We start from the raw sequence: 10385 nt of genomic DNA, 5'->3' as shown, positions 1-10385 counted from the left end.
GTGGGCATCACGCTGGCCAGGCTCAGGTATTTGTCGAAGTCGGTGCCGCCTATGTGCACGCCGCCGCTGGCGAGGATGTCATCGCGCCGCTCGGCCTTGCGCGCACGCTCGGGCGACAGGCGCACCAGCGCAAAGTCTGACGTACCGCCGCCGATGTCGACCACCAGCACAAGTTCTTCGCGCCGGATCTGCGACTCGTAGTCAAACGCGGCTGCAATCGGCTCGTACTGAAAGGCAATGTCTTTGAGGCCGACCGCGTGAGCGATTTCGGCCAGCGTGTTTTCGGCTTTCTTGTCGGCTACAGGGTCGTCGTCAACAAAGAACACCGGGCGGCCCAGCACCGCCTGGCTGAAAGGCTGGTCGGCGGCTTTTTCGGCGCGGTGTTTGAGCTCGCCGATGAACTGCGCCAGCAGCACACGAAACGGCAGCGCACGGCCGGCGACCTCCGTGTGTTCGTCGATCATGGATGTGCCCAGCAGGCTTTTGAGCGAACGCATCAGGCGTCCCTCATACCCAGCCAGGTAGTCGGCCAGCGCTGCGCGGCCGTAGCTCACATGCTCGTCCTCAGCATGAAAAAACACCACCGACGGCAACGTCGGTTTGCCGCCTTCAAGCGCCAGCAGTGCGGGAAGCCCCGGCCGGCTCCAGCCCGCGGTGGAGTTGGAGGTGCCGAAGTCGATGCCGCAGGCGTGGGCGGCGCTCACCGCCCCGCCGGCTTGGCGAAGCCGCTTTCGGCCCACGCAACGGCGCTGGAGCGATTGAGCTTGAAAGACGGTGCGACGCGAACCTGTGCGAGCTGCTCGCCGGCTTCGTCGGCGGCGCTGAGCAAGCCGTGCGGGTTGTCTTCATCGGGAACAATGTCGAGCGAGACCGTGATGCGCGCCGCATTGGCTGTCACGGTGATGCTCTGGTGCAGCGTGGCGTGCAGCTGTTGCTCGTGGCGGCGCACGAACTCCGACGCGGTTTTCACCAGCGTGCTGAAGGCGGTGGTGTCGAGTGGCTTGGGATTCTTCTTGTCGCGGCCCATGGTCCAGGGGCCCACCAGCGCGGGCTCGGGCTCGCCGTCCTTGATCATCGCAACCGCCCAGCCGTCGTCGTCTTCATTCTTGATGACCTTGGCCGTCCAGCCGTCGCCGCGCCAGAGCCTGGGCTCCTGGATGGGCATGTCTTGGGAGGGTTCATCGGCCAGGCCGGCCGGCGGTGTGGGGGAGTCAGTCAAAACGCTATTCACTCGGGTGGGCGCTCCGGCAGTGGGCCGGAGGCAAATTCGGGTCACGCACAGCCTTCAAACAACACGGTGCGCATGGGGGACACGGATTTTACAACCCCGCCCCATTCCCTCACAACCCGAGGTCACTCAAGCTGGGGTGGTCGTCAGGCCTGCGCCCCAGCGGCCAGTGAAACTTGCGATCTGCCGCCTTGATGGGCAAATCGTTGATGCTGGCGTGGCGCACCGCCATCAGGCCGTTTTCGTCAAATTCCCAGTTTTCATTGCCGTAAGAGCGAAACCAGTTGCCCGCGTCGTCATGCCACTCGTAAGCAAAACGCACGGCGATGCGGTTGCCGCCGAAGGCCCACAGCTCTTTGATGAGGCGGTAGTCGAGCTCGCGTGCCCATTTACGCGACAGCAGGCCCACGATCTCTTCGCGGCCGGTGACGAATTCGGCGCGGTTGCGCCAGCGGCTGCCGGCGGTATAGGCCATTGAAACGCGCTGGGGATCGCGCGTGTTCCAGCCATCTTCGGCGGCGCGGACTTTCTGCGCGGCGGTTTCCACGGTGAAGGGCGGAAGGGGTGGCCGGGTTTCCATGAGATGTCCTTTGAGTGAGGTTGAAGTGGAAGGTGGATGCAGATGGCAATAAGGTAGACCGTTCTGTCTACTTATTGAAATTCTGTCACAAGTAGACAGACCTGTCTACAACTCTTACAATCGCGCCATGGACGTTCCAACCCCCTCCCCGCGCGAGCGCATCCTCCTCACCGCGCACGACCTTTTCTACCGCGACGGCCTGCGCGCTACCGGCATTGACCGCATCATCGCCGAGTCGGGCGTGGCCAAGCTCACCTTCTACCGCTGCTTTGCCAGCAAAGACGCGCTGATCCGCACCTTCCTCGACTACCGCCACGATCGCTGGATGGCCTGGTTTGTCGATGCGCTGGGACGGCACGGCGCAACGGCTGGCGGCGGCCTGGCGCCTTTGCTGCCGGCTCTGGGTGAATGGTTTTCCGACCCGCTGTTTCGCGGCTGCGCCTTCATCAACGCCATGGCTGAGGTGGGTGCCGCCCTGCCCGGCGTGGCCGAAATTGTGCAAAACCACAAGCAGGACATGCAGCACGTGATCGCCGGCCTGCTGCCTGCCGGCATGCGCCAGCAGGCCCTGGCGGGCGCGGCTGCGGTGGCGGTTGACGGCGCTATAGTGCGTGCGCAGATGGAAGGCGGCGAAGCCGCGCTGGCCGGGCTGGGGCTGTTGCTGGATGCGCTGAACGTATCCGAGAAGACTTAGATCTTGGCAGTCCGCCGCGGCTTTTCCTGGGGGCGCGGCGTGGGCGCGCCACCCGCGCGCTCAATCGTCTTCACAGCCTTCACCGCCGGGCGTTTGCCCGACGCCACCCATTCGTCGTAAAAATCAATCTTGCTGTTGAGCAGCGTCAACGCCTGCTGCCACTCGCCAATCATGTCCTTGACCTGCTCGCGGTGTGCCGCCAGCAACGCCTGCCGCTTGCCCAGCGTGCTGCTGCCCTGTTTGACGAGCTCGGTGTACTCGCGCATCGCCGCAATCGACATGCCGGTGCGGCGCAGGCGGTCCATCAATTCCAGCCAGCTGATATGCAGCTCGCCGTACACGCGGCGGTGGCCGCTATCGCGCGCCACGCCGGGGATCAGGCCCTGGGCCTCGTACCAGCGAATGGTGTGCACGCTGCGCCCGGTGCGTGCGGCGAGTTGCCCGATCAGGAAGTTTTCTTCTGCCATGCCCGACTGTATAAAGCCCAGGCTCAAGCCGCAAGCGCGGCGGTGGAAGGAGGCGCCTCAAGCGCCGCGATCACCAGCGCGGTGTCCAGGTACTCCATCAACTCCTTCATCTGCCCGCCTTCCATGCGAAAGACGTAGCAGTAGCGGTTGTTGTAGGCCTTGCCAGCCTTGGTGGTGACCTGTCCCTGGAACTCGACGACGACCTTGTCGCCATCAGCCATGATGCTGCGCGTGGTGCTGATGTAGGGGGTGGCGAATTGGGCGTACAAGGGCTGCAACAGCTCGCTGACGACCGCCTCCTTGCCGCTGTAGGTGCGCGACCAGGGGGTGTCGCCCGGGATGGTCCAGCAAAAATCGTCGGCCATGGCGTTGACAAAGGGCTTGCCGTTGCCCTTGTCCAGCTCCGCCATGATTTGCTGCATATGCCGGCGGTTGGCCTCTGTTGTTGTTGCGGTGGTGGTGTCAGTGGTGTCGATGGATGCTGCGCTCATGATCTATCTCCTTGATTCGTCCTTGAATGCCCCTGGGTGAGCCCTGAGGCCCGGCCTGATTGCCAGGGCTTAAGGTGATTAAAAATCCTTGAGTGCGCTCTAGGTCAAGCCCCCTGCCAATTCACCCTCCGTTTTATGCATCAAATCGACCTCCAGCCCAATCGGACTGTGCGCGAGCAGCTCCTTTTTTCATAGCAAGCCGCTGACAACCCTACAATGCCGTATGAACCAGAAAAGACCTGCGACGAGTGAATGGGTAAGCAAAATGCTGGCGGTACTGAAGACCGGCAACACGGCGGCGGCGCTGGCCCAGATCAAGGCGACCACCAGCAGCAAGGATTTGCAGCAGCTGCACGCCGCGCTGGAAAAAGCGCAATTGCTCAAGCAGCTCAAGGCCGTCGACATCGCGATTTCCGACCAGCTTCAGGCACTGGCTTCGCCGCGGTTGAGCCGTTCGCCTTAAGCACTTCCCCTCTTCAGTCCACACCTCAAGCCTGGCGACGACCATTGACAATGGTTTAAATATGACCACAATATAGCCAAATAGCTATATAACCACATGGCCATATGAATACCTCCTCGGACGCCCTCAACCAGGCTTTCGCCGCCCTTGCCGACCCAACCCGGCGCGCCATCGTGGCGCGTCTGGCTTCCGGAGAAGCAACTGTCAATGAGCTGGCCGCGCCCTTCAACATGACCCAGCCGTCCATCTCCAAGCACCTGAAAGTGCTGGAGCGGGCGGGTCTGATCTCTCGCGGGCGCGCCGCGCAGACCCGGCCGTGCCGCCTGGAAGCAGCACCGCTCAAGCAAGTCGCCAGCTGGGCCGAGCTGTATCGCAGCACCTGGGAAGAAAGCTTCGAAAGGCTGGATGCGTTTTTGCAGTCGACCGCTCCCCCTCCTGTTCCTCCGACCGCTACCACAACCCCTACCCCAAGCACCCCGAAAGGAAAGAAACATGTCCGCAAATGACAACTCCACCGCAAACAGCGCCACATTCTTCATCACGCGCGTTTTCAAGGCGCCGCGTGAGCGCGTCTGGAAAGCCTGGAGCGACCAGGCCTCGCTCCAGCAATGGTGGGGGCCAGAAGGCTGCACCGTCGAGGCCTTGCGTTTTGAATTCAGGCCCGGCGGGTTCTTTCACTATGCAATGAAGTTTGCGGGCGCGCCCACGATGTGGGGGCGCTTCAACTACCGCGAAATCGCCGTGCAGGAGCGCATCGTCTGGCTCAATTCGTTCGCCAACGCGCAATGCGGCATTGCGCGTGCACCGTTTAGCGAAGTCTGCCCGCTGGAAATTGAAAACTCGGTGACCTTTACAGAGAAGGACGGCGTCACCACCGTCGCATTGCGCGCGGTGCCGTTCGGTGAAGCGGCGGCAGAACGCCAATACTTTGAAGATTTGAAGCCGTCGATGGAGCAAGGCTATGGCGGCACCTTCAACCAGCTTGCAGCCTATCTGAAGGCCTGAACGCCCGGTCTTCTTCAGGCCGGGCGAATCTCGAACTGCGCATCACCCATGTAACGGTTCGGCCCCAGCGCCGCCGTGGTGGCGGCCAATTCGGCGGCTTGCCACTGGCTGAAGATTTCGAGCTCTTCAGGCGACAACACGTCTTCGGCTGGTGACTCGCCATAGATGCCGATCAGCCTCATGTAGGCGGTGTAGACCGGCAGCACCAGGCTTTCATGGCCCAGCGCGTCGTCCAGCGCAGCCCTGAAGCGTTGCTCTGCAGCCTGCAACTCGCCCTCGGAAGCGTCTTCATAGGCATACAGCCTCAGTCGGTAGCTCACAACCCTTTCCTTCAGGGCTTGGTGACTGGCGTAAGCGGCCTGGCGGCGGCCGATATGCCCTGCGTCAGCTCGATGCGGCGGCGCAGCCGGTCGGCGGCCTGCGTATCACCACCCTGCTCTGCCCGGCGCAGTTGCACGCCCAGCCAGGCCAGCAACGGACGCCGCCAGCCTTGCGCTGAAGAAGTATCAATCGCCTGCGTGATCACTTCAGGGCTGGCCTTGCCGGTCTGCAACATCACGCCGGCCGCCACCAGTTTCGACAGCGGATCGGCAATGCCCTGCAGTGCGCCCGCATTGCCTGCGGCCGCTGCACGTTGGGACTCGGGCAGCAGCGGGATGCCTTGCGGCTGCACCTTGCCCTGGAGGTAGTCGGCGTAAGCCCGCTGGGCTTCAGTGGCATCAGGTCGCAGTTTTTCAAAGCCGGTGCAGGGCTCGTCGACCACCAGGCTGGCGACGCGGGTAGCGCAATGCAGCAGTTCGGCCGTGGCCAGCAGGTCGGCGCGGCCCGACCGCGTGAGCTGGGTACGCGCGCGCTCCAGTTCGGCCATTTCCACGCGGCTGTTGCCTTCCATGTAGGCGGCGACGGAGCGGTCCATCGAGCCCTTGGCCTCCAGCTGCCAGTCGGGCGGCTGGGGGCCGCCGGCGCACGCGGCCAGCAAACCCGCTGCGGCCAATGGCAAGGTGAGCTTGATCAGAGAGGTCTTCATGGCAACTTCATCTCCGCGTCACGGGCATCTTTGGCAAACGGCCATTTGCGGCTGATCTCGTTGATCAGGCCTTCCACCTTGCGCAGGCTGGCCTCGACATCGGCGCGCAGCGCGCCCAGGTCGTCGGTAGCGTCCTTGGCGTTGCGGGTGACCGCCTGGGCGTCCTGCAGCAGCGCATCGACTTTCTTGAGGCTGGTGCGGGCCTCACCCAGCATGGCGTTGAGCTGCACCACGGTCGCGCGCGTCTCAGGCATCAGGCCTTTGTCGCCGAAGACCTGGGTGTCGGTCTTGGCCGCCAGGCCGTCGAGCTTGGTGAGCAGCGAGTTAGTGCGCTCCAGCGTGGCGGCAAATTTTTTGGCCTCGGCCTCGCTGCCCAGCAACACCGTTAGCGCGCCACCGGGGCCGTTGAGCCGCTCGGTCAATGTCTGCAAATTGGCCAGGCTGGCCCCGACCGCGCCGCCGCTACCAGTCAGGGTGTTGAGGTTTTCAATCAGGTCCTTGGCGGCAGCGATCACCTTGGGTACTTCGCCTGCGGCATCGCCCAGCAGCACCGTGCGTTCCGCGCCGTCAGGCAGCGGCGGATCGTTCAGCAAACCGGTGTAGGCGCGGATATTGGTGCTGCCGACCAGGCCGCGCACCAGCGTGAAAACGCTGGTGGTGCGCAGCCAGTGGGCGTCCTTGGCGGCTACGTCGACCAGGATGCGGGCCTTGCCATCGTTGGCCAGCTCGATTCGCTTGACTCGGCCGATCGGGAAGCCGGAGAAGGTCAGGTCCATACCGACCACCACGCCTTCGGAGTCCTCGGCAATCAGCACCAGGCGCTGCGTGGATTCAAACGCGCCGCGCGCATACATCACATACAGCGCTGAACCCACCACCAACAGCAGCATGAAGACCAGCAGGAGCCGGGCCTTGAATTCCAGGTTGGCGATTTCCGCCGGAGTGGCGTCGCGCGCTTGCGCAGGCTGCAGCGGGTCCGCCTTGTCGGGCTCGGGCGGTGGAGGGGTGTCGTGGGGTGAACTCATGGTTGTATTGTTTTTCTTGCGTGTAAAGGCCGAGACGTACCGATTGGGACCAATGAGAGTCAATAGTAATTGCCGACCAGCGAGGCCACTTCAATCAGCAGGATGACGGCGAACATGCGCACCAGACCGCGCATTTCAGCGCTGGTGCGTACGCTGGCGTCGGCCATGCCGTAAAGGGCCGAGGCCATGGGGATCAGCGACACCGCCAGGCAGAAGAACAGGGTCTTGAGCACAAAAATCAGCGTGACCGCCGGGCTGAACACCTGGCCGAAAAGCCGTGTATAGGCAGCCGCGCCCGACAAGGAAAATCCGTAAGTGGCAACGTAAGCCACCACCAGCGCCACCACGCAACTCTGCGCCGCCAGCGTGACGCCCGAAAACATGCCCGCCACCACACGCGGCAGCACTTCACGCCGCACCGGCTCGACACCTTTGCGCCGCATCTCGTCGAGCTCGCCGCTGGCCTGCATGGCCGTGAGTTCGGCGCCGTCGGGAATGGTGCAGCGCAGCGCCACAAAAAGCGCCGCCGTCAGCGGAATCAGCTCCAGCACCAACACACGAATCACCACCTGCAGCGCGTATTGCGAAAGCCCATAACTCAGCGCTGTGACCAGCACGATGCGCGTCAGCACCACGGTGACGAGTGCGCACAGCACGGTAAACCACACCAGGATGGGCGCGGTGTTGATGTAGATATGCCGGGCCAGCACCGCGCGGCTTTGCGGGCTGTAACTGGAGGGTGACAGTGTCAGGACAAGGATGAGCGCGCCCAGGTGCACCAGGCGCCACCACTCGATCAACCAGTGCTGGGCAGCGTGGCCGGTTTGCGAGAGGCGGCCTTGCAGGAAGGATGCTGTTGAAGCCATTGGGCCATGATACCCGCGGGGTTTTGCCCGCCATGTAGGATGGCAGTCGTTTTAACGGCATGGGCAAGCCTTCTCCCCGCGTTTGCCGATATGACGTTTTCATTTTCCATCGCTCCTCTCTCTTTCTCTATTTCCCTCTCATCACTGCTTCACCATGGCCATCGACACCTGGACCGCCTACTTCCTCGCCTCCATCCTGATCGCGCTGTCGCCGGGCTCAGGCGCCGTGCTGGCCATGAGCCATGGCCTGAGCTACGGCATGCAGCGCACACGCGCCACCATTGCCGGCCTGCAGATGGGCCTGGTCATCATCTTGCTGGTGGCTGGCGCGGGGGTTGGCTCCTTGCTGGTGGCGTCAGAGCTGGCCTTTAGCGTTGTGAAAGTGCTGGGCGCCTGCTACCTCATCTACATCGGCTGGGCGCAGTGGCGCTCGTCGAACGGCATCGCAGCAGAAGGCGACAGCACAGGCATTGCCGACACCAACGGCCTGTCGGTCAAACGGCGCTTTCTGACGGGCCTGCTCACCAACGTGACCAACCCCAAGGGCATCCTCTTCATGGTGGCGGTGCTGCCCCAGTTCATCAGCCCTGCCCGCCCGCTGTGGCCGCAGCTGCTGGTGATGGCACTGACCACCGTAGCGGTCGACACGGTGGTGATGCACGGCTACGCGTTTGCCGCCAGCCGCCTGCAAAAGCTTTTCAACAACGCCCGCGCCGTGCGGCTGCAAAACCGCGTGTTCGGGGGAATGTTGATGGCCGTGGGTGCGGGCCTCTTTTTCGTCAAGCGCAGCCACGCCGCCGCGCATTAGGCGTGTGAGTTGCTATTAAAAGAATAGCTGCTTGCGCACAAACAAAAAGGGCTGGAGCCTTAAAACACTTAAATTTAGCGCCCGTCAGGCGCCGGGAGGTGCAGCATGCGCCGACACGATGGCTGCCAGTTTGCGCAAGGCCTCGTCGGTTTCGCTGGAAAACGGCGAGCCGCAGCTGATGCGCAGAAAGTGGTCAAAACGGCTGGAGTTGGAAAACATGGAACCAGGCGCAACCCGTATGCCTTGCCGGATCGCGGTGTCAAACACAGCCTGCGCCGAAGTGCCCGCCGGCAACTCGACCCACAGCATCATGCTGCCGTGCGGCACCGACAGCCGGGTGCCCGCGGGAAAGTGCGCGGCGATGGCTTCAGCCATTTGTTCACGCTGCACGTTGAGCATGCGGCGCAGCCGGGCCAGGTGGCGGTCATACGCGCTGGAGGCCATGAACTCGGCCACAGTCAGCTGCGCCAGCATGTCGTTGGCGCGGCTTTGCGCGTACTTGAGCATCTTGATGCGCGCCTGCCAGCGCCCACCGGCGACCCAACCCAGGCGCAATCCGGGCGACAGGGTCTTGCGCAGCGAAGCGCAGTAAATCACTGAACCGCTCTGGTCCCAGGCCTTGGCGGCTTTGAGCGGAATGTCGTCGGGCCCCATGGCGCCATAGGTGTCGTCTTCAATCAACGCCACCTGCTGGCGCTCACACAGCGCAACCAGTTTTTCCTTTTCGGTGTCGGGCATCACGCTGCCGAGCGGATTATGAAAATTAGGGATCACCACCACAGCACGTATGCGGTCGTGCGTCTGGAAGGCCAGGTCCAGCGCTTCGACGGAAATGCCCAGCTTCGGGCTGGTGGGGATCTCCAACGCGCGCAGGCCCAGGCTTTCCAGAATTTGCAGCAGCCCGTGGTACGTCGGCGACTCGACAGCGACGGTGTCGCCCGGCTGGGCCACCGCCCGCAAGGCAACGTTCAGCGCTTCAATACAGCCGTGCGTGACCAGAATGTCTTCCGGCAACAGTCGCATGCCGGCTTCAAGCGCCCGTTTGGCCAGCACGGCATTGAGCGGTGAATTGTTCAGGAAGTCGGGTGCGCTCACCAGCAGCCGCGGGTACTTGCGCAATGCCCGTGTGGCCGCATTTTTGAGCGCCTCGGCCGGGTACATCTCAGGCGAGCCGTACGTGCCGGCCAGGTTGGTCACCAGCGGATAAATATCGCATTTGGCAACAAAGTCGGACACCCGGTCATGGATGCCGACGTATTGCGCCGGATCGAGTGTGTGGCCGCATTCCGGCTCATTGGGCGGCTCGATGTCGACGCGCCGTCGCTTGAGCACAAAGTAGCCTGATCGCGGCCGAGCCTCCAGCAAGCCCTCGTCTTCCAGGGTGTGGCATGCCTCCACCGCGGTCGACAGGCTGACCTGGTGCAGCCGGGTCAGCGCCCTGACAGACGGCATGCGCTGCCCAGGCGTTAAAACGCCGGACTGGATGGCTTGCCGGTAGTGGTTTGACAGCCGCAGGTAGAGAGGCTGCTGCGGCGGGGATTGCAGGGGTTGCGCTTCCATGGAGGGAATGATCGGTGAAGAGAGACAGTCAACACAGCCACAGATGGGGCGAAATCAGACCATAACAGATTGATAAATAGCCATCTGTACCGATACAGAAAGGGCTTGCGTGGTTCTGTCGTGAAAGCAAGGCTTTTATTAATCTTGGCGTGTCCTTCCCCCATTTGCCAA

General features: G+C 62.9%; 15 protein-coding genes. 5 read left to right on the top strand and 10 right to left on the bottom strand.

Annotated elements, in window-relative coordinates:
- The 3 genes from ABI546_RS14930 to ABI546_RS14920 form a co-directional block, all read right to left on the bottom strand.
- Window positions 1-704, bottom strand: a 704-nt coding sequence (locus tag ABI546_RS14930) for an Hsp70 family protein (RefSeq protein WP_348047616.1), incomplete at its 3' end; no start/stop codon positions are given.
- The gene (locus ABI546_RS14925; protein ID WP_348047622.1) at window positions 701-1165 is read right to left on the bottom strand and encodes a hypothetical protein; all 465 of its coding nucleotides are present in this window, start codon (window positions 1163-1165) and stop codon (window positions 701-703) included. The genes ABI546_RS14925 and ABI546_RS14930, both read right to left, overlap by 4 nt.
- Window positions 1166-1340: 175 nt before the next feature.
- Complete coding sequence (locus tag ABI546_RS14920; RefSeq protein ID WP_348047614.1) at window positions 1341-1808, bottom strand: nuclear transport factor 2 family protein; 468 nt, start codon at window positions 1806-1808, stop codon at window positions 1341-1343.
- Between the two features lie 127 nt (window positions 1809-1935).
- Here ABI546_RS14920 and ABI546_RS14915 point away from each other — a divergent pair, with 127 nt between their 5' ends.
- Window positions 1936-2502 carry a TetR/AcrR family transcriptional regulator gene (locus ABI546_RS14915; RefSeq protein ID WP_348047612.1) on the top strand — a complete coding sequence of 189 codons (567 nt, stop codon included), beginning with the start codon at window positions 1936-1938 and terminating at the stop codon, window positions 2500-2502.
- On the opposite strand, the gene ABI546_RS14910 is transcribed toward ABI546_RS14915, so the two are convergent.
- Complete coding sequence (locus ABI546_RS14910) at window positions 2499-2969, bottom strand: MerR family transcriptional regulator (protein ID WP_348047610.1); 471 nt, start codon at window positions 2967-2969, stop codon at window positions 2499-2501. The genes ABI546_RS14915 and ABI546_RS14910 overlap by 4 nt on opposite strands.
- Before the next feature lie 23 nt (window positions 2970-2992).
- On the bottom strand, window positions 2993-3460 hold the full coding sequence (locus ABI546_RS14905; RefSeq protein WP_348047609.1) for a nuclear transport factor 2 family protein: 468 nt from the start codon (window positions 3458-3460) through the stop codon (window positions 2993-2995).
- 223 nt (window positions 3461-3683) lie between these two features.
- Between ABI546_RS14905 and ABI546_RS14900 the strand changes: the two genes are divergently transcribed.
- From ABI546_RS14900 to ABI546_RS14890, 3 genes are all read left to right on the top strand, one after another.
- Window positions 3684-3923: a hypothetical protein gene (locus ABI546_RS14900; RefSeq protein ID WP_348047607.1), complete on the top strand. Its 240-nt coding sequence runs from the start codon at window positions 3684-3686 to the stop codon at window positions 3921-3923.
- 104 nt (window positions 3924-4027) lie between these two features.
- Complete coding sequence (locus tag ABI546_RS14895; RefSeq protein WP_348047605.1) at window positions 4028-4429, top strand: metalloregulator ArsR/SmtB family transcription factor; 402 nt, start codon at window positions 4028-4030, stop codon at window positions 4427-4429.
- Window positions 4416-4928 (top strand): SRPBCC domain-containing protein, encoded by a 513-nt coding sequence (locus ABI546_RS14890; protein WP_348047603.1) that lies wholly within the window; start codon window positions 4416-4418, stop codon window positions 4926-4928. Before ABI546_RS14895 ends, ABI546_RS14890 begins: the two co-directional genes overlap by 14 nt.
- A gap of 14 nt (window positions 4929-4942) precedes the next feature.
- Here ABI546_RS14890 and ABI546_RS14885 read toward each other — a convergent pair whose 3' ends face one another.
- The 4 genes from ABI546_RS14885 to ABI546_RS14870 are packed head-to-tail and all read right to left on the bottom strand — an operon-like array spanning window position 4943 to window position 7846.
- Window positions 4943-5248, bottom strand: coding sequence for a hypothetical protein (locus tag ABI546_RS14885; protein ID WP_348047601.1), 306 nt, complete (start codon window positions 5246-5248; stop codon window positions 4943-4945).
- Window positions 5249-5259: 11 nt separating this feature from the next.
- Window positions 5260-5955 (bottom strand): hypothetical protein, encoded by a 696-nt coding sequence (locus ABI546_RS14880; RefSeq protein WP_348047599.1) that lies wholly within the window; start codon window positions 5953-5955, stop codon window positions 5260-5262.
- Window positions 5952-6980, bottom strand: coding sequence for an MlaD family protein (locus ABI546_RS14875; protein WP_348047597.1), 1029 nt, complete (start codon window positions 6978-6980; stop codon window positions 5952-5954). The genes ABI546_RS14880 and ABI546_RS14875 overlap by 4 nt, the downstream gene beginning before the upstream one ends.
- 59 nt (window positions 6981-7039) lie before the next feature.
- Window positions 7040-7846 carry an ABC transporter permease gene (locus ABI546_RS14870; protein WP_348047595.1) on the bottom strand — a complete coding sequence of 269 codons (807 nt, stop codon included), beginning with the start codon at window positions 7844-7846 and terminating at the stop codon, window positions 7040-7042.
- Window positions 7847-8000: 154 nt separating this feature from the next.
- Here ABI546_RS14870 and ABI546_RS14865 point away from each other — a divergent pair, with 154 nt between their 5' ends.
- Complete coding sequence (locus ABI546_RS14865) at window positions 8001-8654, top strand: LysE family transporter (protein ID WP_348047593.1); 654 nt, start codon at window positions 8001-8003, stop codon at window positions 8652-8654.
- Between the two features lie 84 nt (window positions 8655-8738).
- Here the strand turns inward: ABI546_RS14865 and ABI546_RS14860 are convergent, their stop codons facing one another.
- On the bottom strand, window positions 8739-10214 hold the full coding sequence (locus tag ABI546_RS14860; protein WP_348047591.1) for a PLP-dependent aminotransferase family protein: 1476 nt from the start codon (window positions 10212-10214) through the stop codon (window positions 8739-8741).
- Between the last annotated feature and the right edge of the window lie 171 nt (window positions 10215-10385).

This window comes from Polaromonas sp., assembly GCF_039932935.1.
In the GTDB taxonomy this organism is placed as follows: domain Bacteria; phylum Pseudomonadota; class Gammaproteobacteria; order Burkholderiales; family Burkholderiaceae_C; genus Polaromonas.
The sequence above is the reverse complement of the archived record's forward strand: the minus strand, read 5'-3'. Positions and strand labels throughout refer to the sequence as shown.